We start from the raw sequence: 17,965 nt of genomic DNA on the forward strand, positions 1-17,965 counted from the left end.
GTCTTCGTTTAATAAATCTTCTGGTTTCATAAGTGTGTAAAATTTAAAGTTAATAAAATAAAAAACTCAGGATTGAATTCAATCCTGAGTTTTTGAAACTTACACACTTTATGGGTTAGTGCCATTTCCCAGTTTTAAAATTATATTTTTTGATTAAAGTAGGTTCATTATATTCTTCGTATTGTCCATCATTATTTTTGTCAACTCCGAATCTGATAACCAAGTCTTTACTGTTATTTATGAACTTATAATTGTAAACATCCATTCCATCAATTCCGACTTTTTCCATTTTATTTTGGCTAAATGAATAGATATATAATGATTTAAAATCCTTTAGATTTATAACTCCATCTTTATACGTATCTTTTTCGGAAGCCTTTATCAATAAAAGAGTTTCTTTGTCAAAATATTCAGTCTTTATATCATTAAAATTAACTCTCTTGTCAAATAATTTTTTGTTTATACCATCTTTGGGATTGTAAATAATTACATTATTAAAAGCACCATAGAATCCACCTGAATATCTACTATCCAGATTTCTGTTGAAATCATTAGCTGAAGAAGAATATGCGTTTAGAAGTCCACTAATGTCTTCTTTTTCATTTAGAGTTTTATGTGAAACAGGAACAATATATATTGAGTTTAGCGTATCTACCAACTTAGGTGTCTCGTATGAAATTACCTGTTCTCGTTTATTCTCTTTTTGTAGCCTTTCAATTTTCTCATCCGACAATATCCCAGTTTCAGTATCGTAATCATTAAGTCTATGATGCTCCATAATTGTAATTGAAATAAATGCTATCAAAGCAACTGTTAAAAATATGACACCAACTGTTCCTAAAATAGCTAATAATTTTTGATTGTATTTTTCTATTTTCATTTATAGTTTTGATTTTTTGTTTATTTTTTGTTAGTAATTTTCCTTTTAAGCTAACCATAATATCTGTTTCGTGTTGTTCTGGATACTCTTCCATCACATTTTTTAAGTTGTTCTTTATTAAATTAGCTAATTCTCGTAATTCAGTTATTTCTAGTCCGTATCTTATGGAATTTAATGCAGATATTTGATTAGGAGATATTTTTGTACTTGGATTACTTAAGAATATAATATCTGGAATTAAATCACTTTCTTTTCGAACACAAATACTCTTATTTGCATGTGAAAATCTAACTTTATCGAAATCAAATTCGTTCTCCATTTATTCTGTTATTAAATTTATATTGTATTTTTTAACTATACACAAAATTTTTAAAGTTATAGATTGTGTTGTGGGTTTTATATCTCATGTATAACAAATTTAGCAAATTTTTCTGTCAAATTTAAATATCGCTTTTCAAAAAAACTAAAAAAATATCAGTATAGTTTTAGCCTTTTTCTAAATACAATCTCAGCCTTAGTTTTTTAACTCATTCAAAACTCATAACTTTATGGATATTTGTATTAGAATTCAGAAACAAAATATTCGGAATTCAAAAACCGTTAGGTCAATGTTAATCAATAAATCAGACATATCAATTCTTAAAGAGTTATCATTTTCAAATGATTTGGTATCTATTGAAAAAATTCCAAATGCTTTCAAAAAGGATTTTTGATAGATTTTTTTTCGGTAAAACTTTAGTCAAGGAAAACAATCGCCTTTTTGCTTACCCACATTATATTAAGCATTGGGTGCGCTATGTTTTTTTTAAGTATAATGATTAAATTAAATGCTTCCTAGTTACCTAATAAGGTTTAATTCAGCTTTAGAACTTTTTCAGAAAAAAATCACTAAAAAAAATACCAACCCAAACAATTGCAAACTCTAAATAACTTTTTATATTTGCAGCCTAAAAATTCTAAAAGAGAGGAGGTTAAGACACTATGTTAATAATACCAGTTAAAGAAGGAGAAAATATAGATAGAGCGTTAAAGCGTTACAAGCGTAAGTTTGTAAAGACAACTGTAAAAAATCAGTTGAATGAGCGTAAGCAATTTACAAAACCTTCAGTTGCTTTAAGAAGACAAGTTCAAAAAGCACAATACATACAAGCATTAAGAGATGCAGAAGAAGTTTAAAAGTAATCCTTGATAGGCATCAAATGAACTTTTAACTATCATTCCCGCGAAAGCAGGAATCTAATCTTTTAAAAATAAATTTAATCCCGCTTCATGTGCTGAACTTGTTTCAGTATCTAGCGGGATTTTTTTTGTGAAACATTCACAAATAAACGAGTATAGGAAATTTTAATAGCTTGATTTATCATATTATTAAAGAGCTGCTGATGCACTCACTCCAAGGAGGGGAAACTCAAAAGCAACAGTTTCCCTCGTAAAAAGGAGGGGTTAAGGGAGGTGTTTAGCTATTTTACTCAAAAATCATAACAGTATTTCCGTTAAGTAAACAAGAAGAAAGAAAAGCAAAGAATAATCAAACAACTAAATAAATTCACATAGTAGAATACAAAACTCTCTGAGCATCTCAGCGAAAACTCCGCGAATCTCCGCGTGACAATTTAAAAAGTAAATTCCTATTAAAACTAAAAAAATAAATACTTCTAAAGTTATCCGTGAAAATCCGTGAAATCTGTGTCAAAAAAACAAATCCAATAAAACATCGTATATTAATCTTTTAAAATTTAATATGCCTTTTCAATCCTTTACAGATTACCTACTCTTAGAGAAAAACTACTCTAAACTTACGGTGCAAGCCTATCTGTCAGATTTAGAATCACTTAAAGACTTTATAAATAATCAATATGGGACCGACTCTATTAAAGATGTAAATTACGCTCAAATAAGAACATGGATAGTAAGTTTAGTAGAATCAGGAATAGCCAACCGCAGCATCAATAGAAAAACATCTTCATTAAATACCTATTATAAGTTTTTGTTGAAAGTTGGAGATATCACTCAAAACCCATTATCAAAACACAAAGCCTTAAAAACGAGTAAAAAAGTTCAAATACCATTTTCAGAAGAAGAAATAGGAACTGTACTAGACGAACTTAATTTCGATAATTCTTTCGAAGGGTATAGAAACAAATTGATAATAGAGTTGTTTTACTCCACAGGAATCCGTCGTATTGAACTTGTAGAGCTAAAACTCTCCAGTATAAGCTTGAACAATAAAACAGTTAAAGTATTAGGGAAGCGGAATAAGGAGCGCATTGTGCCGTTATTAAATTCAGTAAAGGAAACGCTTGCAAATTACTTAAACAAGAGAAATAGTTTAGAGGAGATTAAAGATTCCGAGCATTTATTTTTAACAAAAAAAGGCGTTAAAATTTACGAAATGCTTGTTTACAGAATAATAAATGATTATTTTAGTCAGGCTTCTTCTAAAGTAAAAAAGAGTCCGCATATACTGAGACATTCTTTTGCAACTCATTTGCTGAATCAAGGAGCAGATTTAAACGCTGTTAAAGAGCTTCTTGGTCATACAAGTTTAGCGGCAACTCAGGTTTATACTCATAATAGTATCGCCGAACTTAAAAAAGTACATTTGAAAGCACACCCCAGAAGTAAAAAATAGTGTTTTTGAATTTTTGTCTAACCTAAAACCAAATTAGTATGAAAGTAAACACGCAATCCGTAAATTTCAATGCAGATCAAAAATTAATTGACTTTATTCAAAAGCGCATGGATAAGTTAGATATGTTTTACGATAAGGTCATAAAATCTGACGTATATTTAAAAGTTGAAAATACTAGTGGCAAGGAGAATAAAATATTTGAAGCTAGGGTAAGTGTGCCAGGAGATAGCTTTGTAGTAAAAAAACAATGTAAAAGCTTTGAAGAAGGAGTAGATGTAGCAGTTTCATCTCTAGAAAGGCAGTTAAAAAAGCGAAAAGAAAAATTAAGAGCATATTCATGATAAATTTATCAAAAAAATGTTTTGAATAACTAAATAAATATTTACATTTGCAGTCCGTTAGAAATAACGGGCTTTTTTTATGTGTAAAAAGTGTAAAAAACGCCGATGTAGCTCAGCTGGCTAGAGCAGCTGATTTGTAATCAGCAGGTCGTGGGTTCGAGTCCCTCCATCGGCTCTTAAATTTCTGTGAAAGCAGAAATCTCAAAGTAGAGAAGTAGCACTATTTTGAAGATGTTCTTAAAAATATTGAAAGTAACGTTTGAAATTTTGAATTTTATATTTTGAATTTTGAATAATTTGGGGAGATACTCAAGCGGCCAACGAGGACAGACTGTAAATCTGTTGGTTTCACCTTCGCAGGTTCGAATCCTGCTCTCCCCACTTTTAAATTTTGAATTTTTGAATTCAAAATTAATGCGGGAGTAGCTCAGTTGGTAGAGCGTCAGCCTTCCAAGCTGAATGTCGCCAGTTCGAACCTGGTCTCCCGCTCAAAGTGTGAATGTTGTCACGCCGAAAAGCGTGATTTCCCACTCTAATACCATTTACGAGTTTCGATGGTACGAATATAAATCGTAAATCAAGAATCGGCAATCGTAAATAAATTGCCGGTGTAGCTCAGGGGTAGAGCGTTTCCTTGGTAAGGAAGAGGTCACGAGTTCAATTCTCGTCATTGGCTCTAATAAGAGGAGGTCATCACGCCCAAAGCGTGATTATTTGCTCAAATTAAAAAATTGAATAGAATACACTAATATTATTATATAACTAAGATTAAAATTATTTAAAAACATGGCAAAGGCAACTTTCGATCGTTCAAAACCACACTTAAATATCGGTACAATTGGACACGTAGATCACGGTAAAACAACTTTAACTGCTGCTATTACTAAAGTATTAGCTGATGCAGGTTTCTCAGAAGCAAGATCTTTTGATCAAATTGATAACGCTCCAGAAGAAAAAGAAAGAGGTATTACAATTAATACTTCACACGTAGAATATCAAACAGCAAACCGTCACTACGCTCACGTTGACTGTCCAGGTCACGCGGATTACGTAAAGAACATGGTTACTGGTGCTGCTCAAATGGACGGTGCTATTTTAGTTGTTGCTGCAACTGACGGTCCTATGCCACAAACTCGTGAGCACATCTTATTAGGTCGCCAAGTAGGAATTCCTCGTATGGTTGTATTCATGAATAAAGTGGATATGGTTGATGACGAAGAGTTGATCGAATTGGTTGATATGGAAGTTAGAGATTTATTAAACTTCTACGAGTACGATGGAGATAATGGTCCTGTAGTTGCTGGTTCTGCTTTAGGTGCACTTAACGGTGAACAAAAATGGGTAGATACAGTATTAGAATTAATGAAAGCTGTTGATGAGTGGATTGAAGAGCCTGTTCGTGATATGGATAAGCCTTTCTTAATGCCTATCGAAGATGTATTCTCTATTACAGGTCGTGGTACTGTTGCAACTGGTCGTATTGAGACTGGTGTAGCAAACACAGGAGATCCTGTTGAGATTATCGGTATGGGAGCTGAGAAATTAACTTCTACAATTACTGGAATTGAAATGTTCCGTCAAATATTAGATAGAGGAGAAGCTGGTGATAACGCTGGTATCTTATTAAGAGGTATTGAGAAATCTCAAATCTCTAGAGGTATGGTAATCACTAAGCCAGGTTCTGTAACACCACACGCTAAATTTAAAGCTGAGGTTTATATCTTGAAAAAAGAAGAAGGTGGACGTCACACACCATTCCATAACAACTACCGTCCACAGTTCTACGTTAGAACAACTGACGTAACAGGAAACATTGCGCTTCCTAGTGGGGTTGAAATGGTTATGCCTGGAGATAACTTAACTATTACTGTTGAGTTAATTCAACCAATTGCAATGAACATTGGCTTACGTTTCGCTATCCGTGAAGGTGGTAGAACAGTAGGTGCTGGTCAGGTAACTGAGATTTTAGACTAAAAAACACTAGTTTAATATAAATATAGACTTAAGGTATCATGCTTAAATGCGTGATGCCTTTTGACTTATATTTACGGGTTTGGGAATTTTGGAATTTTCTATTTGAATTTTGGAATTTTCATATTTACGGGTTTGCTTGCCTGCCACAGGCAGGGCTCAGAAACTGAGCGGTAAATTTACAGGATGGGAAAATATAGAATGAAAGATTAATTTAGAACTATTTCATTTTCCTTATACGGGTTTAGCTCATCCCGATAGTTATCGGGAGGTAGAGCATAACTCAAATACGGGTTTAGCTCAGTTGGTATCACGCCCTTGGCGTGACAAAACCAAATGTCGGCCCTAAAACAAAGGACTCGAACTTCCTTAATTGGTGGTAAAGGTCATAAACGGGTTTAGCTCAGTTGGTATCACGCCCTTGGCGTGACAAAACCAAATGTCGGCCCTGAAACAAAGGACTCGAACTTCCTTAATTGGTGGTAAAGGTCATAAACGGGTTTAGCTCAGTTGGTATCACGCCCTTGGCGTGACAAAACCAAATGTCGGCCCTAAAACAAAGGACTCGAACTTCCTTAATTGGTGGTAAAGGTCATAAACGGGTTTAGCTCAGTTGGTAGAGCACTGGTCTCCAAAACCAGGTGTCGGGGGTTCGAGTCCCTCAATCCGTGCAGAAAATATAGAACAACGATTTGTTCAAAAGTTTAAAAAATAGGACATCCTATAAAAAAGAAATTTAAATGGCTGGAATTGTAACATACGTAAAAGAATCTTTTGAAGAGCTAAAAAATAATGTGTCATGGCCAACATGGACAGAAGCACAAAGTTTAACAATTTTGGTTGCTGTGTTTTCAATTATATTCTCTCTCGCAATTTGGGGAGTAGATACAGTTTTTAGCAAGGTTATAGCAACTTACTTTAAATATATTAACGGTTAAAAACAAGATTTTTATGTCTGAAGTAAGTGAGAAAAAATGGTACGTTGTTAGGGCTGTAAGTGGTCAGGAAAACAAAATCAAAACCTATATTGAGAATGAAATTGCTCGTTTAGGCTTACAGGATTATGTGGAGCAAGTATTGGTGCCTACTGAAAAAGTAATTCAAATCCGTAATGGAAAAAAAATCCAAAAGGAAAAAGTGTTTTTCCCAGGATACATTATGGTTCAGGCAAATTTAACCGGAGAAGTGCCACATATTATAAGATCTGTAACTAACGTTATCGGGTTTTTAGGAGAAACAAAAGGAGGTGATCCTGTGCCATTAAGACAATCTGAAGTAAACAGAATGTTAGGTAAAGTAGATGAACTATCTGTAGATGAAAATGTAAACGTCGCTATTCCATTTACAAAAGGAGAAACAGTAAAAGTAATCGATGGTCCATTTAATGGATTCGACGGTACTATAGAAAATATAAATGAAGAAAAGCGTAAGCTAGAAGTCATGGTTAAAATTTTCGGAAGAAAAACACCATTAGAGTTGAGCTATATGCAAGTTGAAAAGATTTAATAATTGTTACACTAAAAAGGATAGGTATTAGAGCTTCCAAAACTAATCTTATCAAAATTAAATTTTAAAAAATGGCAAAAGAGTTAGGTAAAGTAGTTAAGCTACAAGTAAGGGGAGGTGCAGCGAATCCGTCGCCACCGGTTGGACCCGCTCTAGGTGCTGCTGGGGTAAACATTATGGAGTTCTGTAAGCAATTTAATGCTAGAACCCAAGATAAGCCAGGTAAGGTTTTACCTGTGGTTATTTCTGTTTATAAAGACAAGTCCTTCGACTTCGTTATTAAAACACCTCCAGCTGCAGTACAATTATTAGAAGCGGCAAAATTAAAAAAAGGTTCTGGAGAACCAAACCGAAAAAAAGTAGCTAAAGTATCTTGGGATCAGGTTAAAACCATCGCAGAAGACAAAATGGTAGATTTAAACGCATTTACTATTGGGTCTGCTATGAAAATGGTTGCTGGAACAGCAAGATCGATGGGAATAACTGTAACTGGGAAATTCCCTTCTTAATCTATTAAAGACATTAGAAAATGGCAAGATTAACAAAAAAGCAAAAAGAAGCTTTAGCGAAAATAGAAAAAGGTAAAATTTATTCTGTTGATGAAGCATCAGCATTAATAAAGGAAATTACCAATACTAAGTTCGACGCATCAATAGATTTAGCAGTACGTTTAGGAGTAGATCCCCGTAAAGCAAATCAAATGGTAAGAGGTGTGGTTTCATTACCTCACGGAACTGGTAAAGATGTAAAAGTATTAGCATTAGTTACTCCAGATAAAGAAGCGGAAGCTAAAGAAGCTGGGGCAGATTACGTAGGGTTGGACGAGTACCTTGATAAAATCAAGAGTGGTTGGACAGACGTTGACGTGATTATTACTATGCCAAGTGTTATGGGTAAATTAGGACCGCTAGGTCGTGTGTTAGGCCCTCGTGGTTTAATGCCTAACCCAAAAACCGGTACGGTAACTATGGATGTTGCTAAAGCTGTAACAGAAGTAAAAGCTGGTAAAATTGACTTTAAGGTTGATAAAACTGGTATTGTACACGCTGCTATAGGTAAAGCATCTTTTAGTGCTGATAAAATTGCGGGTAACGCAAATGAATTATTAACAACATTAATGAAACTAAAACCGACAACAGCTAAGGGAGTTTATGTAAAAAGCATTTTTATGTCTTCTACAATGAGCCCAAGTTTAGCTATTGATCCTAAAATTGGTTAATTAAGTTAAAACTTTCAAATTATGACAAGAGAAGAAAAATCACAAGTAATTGAGGTATTAACTGCAGAATTAGCTGATAATGCAAATATCTATTTAACAGATATTTCTGGGTTAAATGCAGGGATTACTTCAGATTTGCGTCGTGCTGCTTTTAAAGCAAACGTGCAAATGGCAGTTGTTAAAAACACATTACTTGCAAAAGCAATGGAAGCTTCAGATAGAGAATTTGGAGACCTTCCTACTGTTTTAAAAGGAAATACATCTGTGATGTATTCTGAAACAGGTAATGCACCAGCGAAGTTAATTAAAACCTTCCGTAAGAAATCAGACAAGCCTTTATTAAAAGGTGCTTTTATTGAGGAAGCAGTTTATATTGGCGACGATCAATTAGACATGTTAGTAGATATCAAATCTAAAGAAGAATTGATAGGAGAGATTATTGGATTATTACAATCTCCTGCTAAAAACGTTATTTCAGCACTTAAATCAGGTGGTGGAACAATTGCTGGTATTATTAAAACATTATCCGAAAAAGAAGGATAATCAAAAAAGTACGCACTTAATTACAAATATATTATTACAAAATTATTAAAACGATAGAAAAATGGCAGATTTAAAAGATTTCGCAGAACAATTAGTTAACCTTACAGTAAAAGAAGTTAACGAATTAGCAACTATATTAAAAGACGAGTACGGTATTGAGCCTGCTGCTGCAGCTGTTGCTGTTGCTGCTGGTGGTGCTGCTGCTGGTGGAGAAGCTGAAGAAGCTCAAACTGAATTTGATGTGATTTTAAAAGCACCAGGTGGTTCTAAACTAGCTGTTGTAAAATTAGTTAAAGAATTAACTGGTTTAGGTTTAAAAGAAGCTAAAGGTTTAGTTGATGATGCACCAAGTGCAATCAAAGAAGGCGTAACTAAAGATGAAGCTGAAGCTTTAAAAGCATCTTTAGAAGAAGCTGGAGCTGAGGTTGAGCTTAAGTAAGCTTAACAATCCAACAATACAAAGGTTTAGGTTTGTCCCGTTTATAACGGGATAATGCCTAGACCATTTTGTGTATATAATGATATACTCAAATAAATTGCAAAATAGCTGGTAGATATTCAAGAATATTCGGGCTATTTAACTAGTGTTTAAAAGCACTTTAATATTATTTTTTAATCAAAATTCCGTCCATTGATGTTATCAACACAAGCTGAAAGATTAAATTTCTCGTCTATTGTAAATAAGACAGAATATCCAGACTTCTTGGATATTCAGATTAAATCCTTTCAGGATTTTTTCCAATTAGAGACAAAATCTGAAGAAAGAGGTGATGAAGGTCTTTATAATACCTTCATGGAAAACTTTCCAATTACAGATTCTCGTAATCAATTCGTTTTAGAATTTTTAGATTACTTCGTAGATCCACCAAGATATGCTATTGAAGAGTGTATTGAAAGAGGATTGACTTATAGTGTACCCCTAAAAGCTAGGTTAAAGCTATACTGTACAGACCCTGAACATGAGGATTTCGAGACCATTGTTCAAGATGTGTACTTAGGAACTATACCTTACATGACGCCTTCTGGTACGTTTTGTATCAATGGTGCAGAGCGTGTTGTTGTATCTCAATTACACCGTTCGCCAGGCGTATTCTTCGGTCAATCTTTTCATGCAAATGGTACAAAATTATATTCAGCAAGGGTTATACCGTTCAAAGGATCTTGGATTGAATTTGCTACAGACATCAATCAGGTGATGTATGCTTACATTGATAGAAAGAAAAAATTACCAGTTACAACGCTTTTCCGTGCTATCGGTTTTGAGCGTGATAAAGATATCTTAGAGATTTTTGACTTAGCTGAAGAGGTTAAAGTTTCAAAAACAGGATTAAAAAAGTATGTAGGAAGAAAATTAGCTGCACGTGTACTTAATACATGGCATGAGGATTTTGTTGATGAAGATACAGGTGAAGTAGTATCCATTGAGCGTAACGAGATTGTGCTTGATCGTGATACTATCATTGATAAGGAAAATATAGAAGAAATTCTTGAAGCTGATGTTAAAACTATTCTTCTACATAAAGAAAGTACAGAACAAGGTGATTATGCTATTATTCATAACACACTTCAAAAAGATCCAACAAACTCTGAAAAAGAGGCTGTTGAACATATCTACAGACAATTACGTAATGCTGAGCCGCCAGATGAGGAAACAGCACGTGGTATTATAGATAAATTATTCTTCTCAGACCAACGTTACTCTTTAGGGGAAGTAGGTCGTTACAGAATGAATAAAAAGTTACAGTTAGATATCGGAATGGATAAGTTGGTGCTTACCAAAGAAGATATCATAACTATCATAAAATATTTAATCGAATTGATCAACTCAAAAGCAGAGATTGATGATATTGACCACTTATCTAACCGTCGTGTGCGTACAGTTGGTGAGCAATTGTCTTCTCAATTTGGTGTTGGTTTAGCACGTATGGCGCGTACCATTCGCGAGCGTATGAATGTTCGTGATAACGAGGTATTTACACCAATAGATTTAATTAATGCGAAGACTTTATCGTCTGTTATTAATTCATTCTTTGGAACAAACCAGTTATCTCAGTTTATGGATCAAACGAATCCATTGGCGGAGATTACACATAAGCGTCGTCTATCGGCTCTTGGACCTGGAGGTCTTTCGAGAGAAAGAGCAGGGTTTGAGGTTCGCGATGTGCACTACACACACTACGGAAGACTTTGTCCTATTGAAACACCAGAGGGACCAAATATTGGTTTGATTTCTTCACTTTCAGTTTTTGCTAAAGTGAACTCCATGGGATTCATCGAAACACCATATAGAAAAGTTACTGAAGGTGTTGTAGATATTAAAAATGAACCTACCTATTTAAGTGCAGAAGAGGAAGAAGATAAATTAATCGCCCAAGCAACTGTTGAAGTTGACGACAGCGGTAAAATTTTACACGATAAGGTAATTGCAAGAATGGAAGGTGACTTCCCTGTAATTGATCCAAGCGGACTGCATTATACAGATGTTGCACCAAACCAGATTTCATCCATATCGGCATCTTTAATTCCATTCTTGGAACATGATGATGCGAATAGAGCCTTAATGGGATCTAACATGATGCGCCAAGCGGTGCCTTTATTAAGAGTAGATGCACCAATTGTAGGTACAGGTTTAGAGCGTCAAGTAGCTTCAGATTCTAGAGTTTTAATTAATGCTGAAGGAACTGGAGAAGTACTTTATGTTGATGCTAACGAAATAAAAATTAGATACGATCGTACTGAAGATGAAGCTAAAGTAAGTTTTGATAGTGATGTTAAAGCATACCAATTGGTAAAATTCAGAAAAACCAATCAGGGGACTTCTATCAACTTAAAGCCAATTGTGGTTAAAGGAGATAAAGTAACCAAAGGCCAGGTTTTATGTGAAGGTTATGCAACCCAACAAGGTGAATTAGCACTTGGTAGAAACATGAAAGTAGCCTTTATGCCTTGGAAAGGATATAACTTTGAGGATGCGATTGTAATATCTGAAAAAGTTGTTCGTGAAGATATTTTTACATCTATTCATATTGATGAATATTCTTTGGATGTTAGAGATACCAAATTAGGTAATGAAGAATTAACTAATGATATTCCTAATGTTTCTGAAGAAGCAACTAAAGATTTAGATGAACACGGAATGATTCGCGTTGGTGCCGAGGTGAAGCCTGGCGATATTCTTATTGGTAAAATTACACCAAAAGGAGAATCTGATCCAACACCTGAAGAAAAATTATTACGTGCCATTTTTGGTGATAAAGCAGGAGATGTAAAAGATGCTTCTTTAAAAGCGTCACCTTCATTACATGGTGTTGTCATTGAGAAGAAATTATTCGCTAGAGCAGTAAAAGATAAACGTAAGAGAGCCCAGGATAAAGATGATATCATGGCCTTGGAGGCGCAATATGATAGAAAGTTTGATGAGTTACAAGAGGTTTTAGTTGAAAAACTTTTCAATATCGTTAACGGTAAAACTGCTCAAGGTATCTTTAATGATTTAGGTGAAGAAGTATTGCCGAAAGGAAAGAAGTTTACACTTAAAATGTTAAATGCTGTTGATGATTATGCACATTTAGTGTCTGGAAAATGGACAACTGATGACTATACAAATCAATTAGTAGCTGATTTAATTCACAACTATAAAATTAAGGAAAACGATCTTCAAGGGGCATTACGTCGTGAGAAGTTTACAATTTCAGTAGGTGATGAATTACCAGCAGGTATCATCAAGCTTGCTAAAGTTTACATCGCTAAAAAGCGTAAACTTAAAGTAGGTGATAAAATGGCCGGACGTCACGGTAATAAAGGTATTGTTGCACGTATCGTTCGTCAGGAAGACATGCCATTCCTAGAAGATGGAACACCGGTTGATATTGTATTGAATCCACTTGGGGTACCATCGCGTATGAATATCGGTCAGATTTATGAAACTGTTCTTGGTTGGGCAGGTCAAAAATTAAACCGCAAGTATGCTACACCTATTTTTGATGGTGCAACAATAGATCAAATTAACGGATTTACAGATGAAGCTGGAATCCCAAGATATGGTCATACCTATTTATATGATGGTGGAACAGGTCAGCGTTTTGATCAACCGGCAACGGTTGGAGTTATCTATATGCTGAAATTAGGACATATGGTTGACGATAAAATGCACGCACGTTCTATTGGACCTTACTCATTAATTACGCAACAACCTCTTGGTGGTAAAGCACAATTTGGTGGTCAACGTTTTGGTGAGATGGAAGTTTGGGCACTTGAGGCTTACGGCGCATCAAGTACTTTACGAGAAATTTTAACTGTAAAATCTGATGATGTAATTGGAAGAGCCAAAACTTACGAAGCTATCGTAAAAGGTGAACCAATGCCAGATCCAGGATTACCGGAATCATTCAACGTACTTATGCACGAATTGAAAGGTTTAGGATTAGATATCAGATTAGAGGAATAAATATAGTCAGTAGTCTTTAGTCGGTAGTATTCTATCGACTAAAGACAAACGACTCAAGACTTAAGAAAATGGCAAGAAAACAAGATAAAAATACAGTTAGAAGATTTAATAAAATCTCAATTGGTTTAGCATCACCAGAGTCTATTTTAGCAGAATCTAGAGGTGAGGTTTTAAAACCAGAAACTATCAATTATCGAACTCACAAACCTGAACGTGATGGTTTGTTCTGTGAGCGTATTTTTGGTCCTGTAAAGGATTACGAATGTGCTTGTGGCAAATATAAAAGAATTCGCTACAAAGGCATTGTATGTGACCGTTGTGGTGTAGAGGTAACAGAAAAGAAAGTACGTAGAGATCGCGTAGGACACATTAATTTGGTCGTTCCTGTTGCTCATATCTGGTATTTCCGTTCTTTACCAAACAAGATTGGTTATTTATTAGGATTACCTTCTAAGAAATTAGATATGATTATTTACTACGAACGTTACGTAGTCATTCAACCCGGTATTGCTAAAAACGAAGAAGGAGAACCAATACAAAAAATGGATTTCTTAACAGAGGAAGAGTATTTAAATATACTTGAAGAAATACCTCAAGAAAACCAATATTTAGACGATACAGATCCAAACAAGTTTATCGCTAAAATGGGAGCTGAGTGTTTGATAGATTTATTGGCACGTATTGATTTAGAAGCGTTGTCTTATGAATTGCGCCATAAAGCAAATACCGAGACTTCTAAACAACGTAAAACTGAAGCGTTAAAGCGTTTACAGGTTGTTGGCGCATTACGTGAATCTAATAACAACAGAGAGAATCGCCCAGAATGGATGATTATGAAAGTTGTGCCAATTATCCCACCAGAATTAAGACCATTAGTGCCTTTAGATGGTGGACGTTTCGCTACTTCAGATTTAAATGATCTTTACCGTCGTGTAATTATTCGTAACAACCGTCTAAAAAGATTGGTTGAGATAAAAGCCCCTGAAGTAATTTTACGTAATGAAAAACGTATGTTACAGGAATCAGTAGATTCATTGTTTGATAACACTCGTAAATCTTCTGCGGTAAAAACAGATTCTAACAGGCCATTAAAATCATTATCAGATTCACTTAAAGGTAAGCAAGGACGTTTCCGTCAAAACTTATTGGGTAAGCGTGTTGATTATTCTGCACGTTCGGTAATTGTTGTTGGTCCAGAATTAAAATTACACGAATGTGGATTGCCAAAAAATATGGCAGCTGAGTTATACAAGCCTTTCGTAATTAGAAAACTAATTGAAAGAGGTATTGTAAAAACAGTAAAATCTGCCAAGAAAATTATAGATAAAAGAGAGCCGGTAGTTTGGGATATCCTGGAAAATGTTCTTAAAGGACATCCAGTATTGCTAAACCGTGCCCCTACGTTACACCGTTTAGGTATTCAAGCATTCCAGCCAAAATTAATTGAGGGGAAAGCAATCCAGTTACACCCATTAGTGTGTACTGCATTTAATGCCGATTTTGATGGTGACCAAATGGCGGTACATTTACCACTCGGTCCAGAGGCTATTTTGGAGTGCCAATTATTAATGTTGGCATCACATAATATCTTAAATCCCGCAAATGGATCACCAGTAACAGTACCTTCCCAAGATATGGTACTTGGTTTATACTATATGACCAAGCTACGTAAATCTACACCTGAAGTGCCTGTTAAAGGTGAAGGTTTAACTTTTTATTCTCCCGAGGAAGTACAAATTGCTTTTAATGAGCAAAGAGTAGATCTAAATGCTGGTATTAAAGTGAGAACCATCGACATTAACGAAGATGGTAAACTGGATAGAATGATTGTTGACACTACTGTTGGACGTGTACTCTTTAACCAACACGTACCGGAAGCGGCAGGATATATCAATCAAGTATTGACTAAAAAGTCTTTAAGAGATATTATTGGTGATATTCTTAAAGTAACGTCAGTTCCTGAAACTGCGGATTTCTTAGATGCGATTAGAACTTTAGGGTTTAATTTTGCATTCAAAGGTGGTTTGTCATTTAGTTTAGGTGATATTATTATTCCACCGGAAAAACAAGGAATGATTGATGCTGCTAACACCCAAGTTGACGGTATTATGGGTAACTATAACATGGGATTAATAACAAACAACGAGCGTTACAACCAAGTCATTGATATCTGGACTTCTACAAATGCTGAATTGACTGAATTGTCAATGAAACGTATTAGAGAAGACCAACAAGGATTTAACTCGGTGTTTATGATGCTTGATTCTGGAGCTCGTGGATCTAAAGAACAGATCCGTCAGCTTACTGGTATGCGTGGATTAATGGCAAAACCTAAAAAATCTAACGCAGGTGGAGGAGAAATTATTGAAAACCCGATTCTTTCTAACTTTAAAGAAGGACTTTCGATTTTAGAATACTTTATCTCAACGCACGGTGCACGTAAAGGCCTTGCCGATACAGCACTTAAAACTGCCGATGCAGGGTATTTAACACGTCGTTTAGTGGATGTATCTCAAGATGTAATTGTTAACACAGAAGATTGTGGTACATTAAGAGGTGTTGAAGTTGAACCATTGAAGAAAAATGATGAAGTTGTTGAGACTTTAGAAGAAAGAATAGTGGGACGTGTGGCTTTAAACGACACTTATGACCCACTAACTGACGAATTATTAGTCGCTTCTGGAGATTTAATTAGCGATAAAATTGCGAAAGCGATCGAAGCATCGCCTATTGATAGTTTAGAAGTACGTTCTGCTTTAAGTTGTGAAGCAACTAAAGGTATTTGTGCTAAGTGTTACGGACGTAACCTTGCTACTGGTAAGATGGTACAAAGAGGAGAAGCTGTTGGAGTTGTTGCTGCACAGTCTATTGGAGAACCTGGTACGCAGTTAACATTGCGTACATTCCACGTAGGTGGTATTGCAGGTAACATTTCTGAAGATAATAAATTAGCCGTTAAGTTTGACGGTATTGCCGAAATTGAAGATCTTAAAACGGTTAAGGGAGAAGATACTGATGGAAATATTGCTGATATTGTAATATCCCGTACTTCTGAATTGAAACTTGTTGATAAGAAAACAGGAATCACATTAAGTACAAATAACATTCCTTACGGTTCAACTATTTTGATTAAAAATGGTCAAGAACTTAAGAAAGGCGATGTAGTTTGTTCTTGGGATCCATATAACGGTGTAATTATTTCAGAATTCGCTGGTAAAGTGAAGTATGAAAACATCGAGCAAGGTGTGACGTATCAAGTAGAGATTGATGAACAAACTGGTTTCCAAGAGAAAGTAATTTCGGAATCTAGAAATAAAAAGCTGATTCCAACGCTTCATATTGAAGATGGTAATGGCGAAACAATTCGTTCTTACAACTTACCTGTTGGCGCTCACTTAATGATTGATGATGCTGAAGATATTAAAGTTGGTAAAATTTTAGTTAAAATACCTCGTAAGTCTGCGAAAGCAGGTGATATTACTGGTGGTTTACCTCGTGTAACTGAGTTGTTTGAAGCGCGTAACCCATCCAATCCAGCAGTAGTTAGTGCTATTGACGGTGTGGTTTCTTTCGGAAAAATCAAAAGAGGTAATCGTGAGATTATTGTAGAATCAAAAACTGGCGATATCAAGAAATACTTAGTGAAATTATCCAATCAAATTCTTGTTCAGGAAAATGATTATGTAAAAGCTGGTATGCCTTTATCTGATGGTTCTATTACACCAAACGATATCTTAAATATTAAAGGCCCTTCAGCGGTTCAGCAGTATTTAGTAAACGAAGTACAAGAAGTATATCGTTTACAGGGTGTGAAAATTAATGATAAGCACTTTGAGGTTGTAGTAAGACAGATGATGCGTAAAGTTAGAATCATTGATTCTGGTGATACTATTTTCCTAGAAGATCAATTGGCACATAAAGATGACTTTATTAAAGAAAATGATGAAATTTTCGGAATGAAAGTTATTGAAGATGCAGGTGAATCTACAAACTTAAAAGCAGGTCAAATTATTTCACCTCGCGAATTAAGAGATGAAAACTCTATTTTACGTAGAGAAGATAGGAAACTTGTTGAAGCAAGAGATGCGAAACCAGCAACGGCGACACCTATATTACAAGGTATTACCAGAGCTTCGCTTCAAACTAAATCATTCATTTCTGCGGCATCGTTCCAGGAAACTACTAAGGTGCTTAATGAAGCGGCCGTAGCAGGAAAAGTTGATACTCTTGAAGGACTTAAAGAAAATGTAATTGTTGGGCATAGAATTCCAGCAGGAACTGGTATGAGAAGTTATACTGACATTATCGTAGGTTCTAAAGAAGAATTTGACGAAATGATGCAGGTGAAACAAGAAATGAATTTCAACTAAATGAGATTCAGATTTCACAAGCCGAAGGCGAATTGAAATCTGTACATCGAATTTAT

14 protein-coding genes and 5 tRNA genes are annotated in these 17,965 nt (G+C 35.0%); 17 read left to right on the forward strand and 2 right to left on the reverse strand.

Features of this window, described 5'->3' with window-relative positions; all coding sequences use genetic code 11:
- Positions 1 to 115: 115 nt before the first annotated feature.
- Together ABXQ82_RS09840 and ABXQ82_RS09845 are read right to left on the reverse strand one after the other, a co-directional pair.
- On the reverse strand, positions 116 to 880 hold the full coding sequence (locus ABXQ82_RS09840; protein ID WP_367058551.1) for a hypothetical protein: 765 nt from the start codon (positions 878 to 880) through the stop codon (positions 116 to 118).
- The gene (locus ABXQ82_RS09845; RefSeq protein ID WP_367058554.1) at positions 765 to 1,199 is read right to left on the reverse strand and encodes a hypothetical protein; all 435 of its coding nucleotides are present in this window, start codon (positions 1,197 to 1,199) and stop codon (positions 765 to 767) included. Before ABXQ82_RS09845 ends, ABXQ82_RS09840 begins: the two co-directional genes overlap by 116 nt.
- Positions 1,200 to 1,861: 662 nt before the next feature.
- Between ABXQ82_RS09845 and rpsU the strand changes: the two genes are divergently transcribed.
- The 17 genes from rpsU to rpoC all read left to right on the forward strand — a co-directional run bounded on the left by rpsU (position 1,862) and on the right by rpoC (position 17,909).
- A complete protein-coding gene (gene rpsU, locus ABXQ82_RS09850) occupies positions 1,862 to 2,056 on the forward strand; it encodes a 30S ribosomal protein S21 (RefSeq protein WP_367058557.1) in 195 nt (64 codons plus the stop codon).
- 565 nt (positions 2,057 to 2,621) lie between these two features.
- Positions 2,622 to 3,512, forward strand: a complete 891-nt coding sequence (locus tag ABXQ82_RS09855) for a tyrosine-type recombinase/integrase (protein WP_367058560.1) — start codon at positions 2,622 to 2,624, stop codon at positions 3,510 to 3,512.
- Positions 3,513 to 3,550: 38 nt separating this feature from the next.
- Positions 3,551 to 3,853, forward strand: coding sequence for a ribosome-associated translation inhibitor RaiA (gene raiA, locus ABXQ82_RS09860; RefSeq protein WP_367058563.1), 303 nt, complete (start codon positions 3,551 to 3,553; stop codon positions 3,851 to 3,853).
- A gap of 101 nt (positions 3,854 to 3,954) precedes the next feature.
- Positions 3,955 to 4,028 (forward strand) — tRNA-Thr (locus ABXQ82_RS09865).
- A gap of 124 nt (positions 4,029 to 4,152) precedes the next feature.
- Positions 4,153 to 4,234: transfer RNA gene (locus tag ABXQ82_RS09870), tRNA-Tyr, on the forward strand.
- Between the two features lie 35 nt (positions 4,235 to 4,269).
- Positions 4,270 to 4,342 (forward strand) — tRNA-Gly (locus ABXQ82_RS09875).
- A gap of 115 nt (positions 4,343 to 4,457) precedes the next feature.
- Positions 4,458 to 4,529 (forward strand) — tRNA-Thr (locus ABXQ82_RS09880).
- A gap of 110 nt (positions 4,530 to 4,639) precedes the next feature.
- Positions 4,640 to 5,827, forward strand: coding sequence for an elongation factor Tu (gene tuf, locus ABXQ82_RS09885; RefSeq protein ID WP_367058566.1), 1,188 nt, complete (start codon positions 4,640 to 4,642; stop codon positions 5,825 to 5,827).
- Between the two features lie 595 nt (positions 5,828 to 6,422).
- Positions 6,423 to 6,495 (forward strand) — tRNA-Trp (locus ABXQ82_RS09890).
- Positions 6,496 to 6,564: 69 nt separating this feature from the next.
- Entirely contained in the window at positions 6,565 to 6,762 is a 198-nt protein-coding gene (gene secE, locus ABXQ82_RS09895) for a preprotein translocase subunit SecE (RefSeq protein ID WP_367058569.1), read from the forward strand.
- A gap of 13 nt (positions 6,763 to 6,775) precedes the next feature.
- A complete protein-coding gene (gene nusG / locus ABXQ82_RS09900) occupies positions 6,776 to 7,330 on the forward strand; it encodes a transcription termination/antitermination protein NusG (protein ID WP_367058572.1) in 555 nt (184 codons plus the stop codon).
- Between the two features lie 71 nt (positions 7,331 to 7,401).
- Positions 7,402 to 7,839 carry a 50S ribosomal protein L11 gene (rplK, locus tag ABXQ82_RS09905; RefSeq protein WP_367058575.1) on the forward strand — a complete coding sequence of 146 codons (438 nt, stop codon included), beginning with the start codon at positions 7,402 to 7,404 and terminating at the stop codon, positions 7,837 to 7,839.
- A 20-nt stretch (positions 7,840 to 7,859) separates the two neighbouring features.
- Complete coding sequence (gene rplA, locus ABXQ82_RS09910; protein ID WP_367058578.1) at positions 7,860 to 8,549, forward strand: 50S ribosomal protein L1; 690 nt, start codon at positions 7,860 to 7,862, stop codon at positions 8,547 to 8,549.
- Between the two features lie 21 nt (positions 8,550 to 8,570).
- On the forward strand, positions 8,571 to 9,092 hold the full coding sequence (gene rplJ, locus ABXQ82_RS09915) for a 50S ribosomal protein L10 (protein WP_367058581.1): 522 nt from the start codon (positions 8,571 to 8,573) through the stop codon (positions 9,090 to 9,092).
- A 61-nt stretch (positions 9,093 to 9,153) separates the two neighbouring features.
- Positions 9,154 to 9,531, forward strand: coding sequence for a 50S ribosomal protein L7/L12 (gene rplL, locus ABXQ82_RS09920; protein ID WP_367058584.1), 378 nt, complete (start codon positions 9,154 to 9,156; stop codon positions 9,529 to 9,531).
- A gap of 195 nt (positions 9,532 to 9,726) precedes the next feature.
- The gene (rpoB, locus tag ABXQ82_RS09925) at positions 9,727 to 13,539 is read left to right on the forward strand and encodes a DNA-directed RNA polymerase subunit beta (RefSeq protein ID WP_367058587.1); all 3,813 of its coding nucleotides are present in this window, start codon (positions 9,727 to 9,729) and stop codon (positions 13,537 to 13,539) included.
- Between the two features lie 68 nt (positions 13,540 to 13,607).
- Positions 13,608 to 17,909: a DNA-directed RNA polymerase subunit beta' gene (gene rpoC / locus ABXQ82_RS09930; protein WP_367058590.1), complete on the forward strand. Its 4,302-nt coding sequence runs from the start codon at positions 13,608 to 13,610 to the stop codon at positions 17,907 to 17,909.
- Positions 17,910 to 17,965: the final 56 nt, after the last annotated feature.

This window comes from Algibacter sp. 2305UL17-15 (assembly GCF_040720935.1).
GTDB lineage: Bacteria > Bacteroidota > Bacteroidia > Flavobacteriales > Flavobacteriaceae > Jejuia.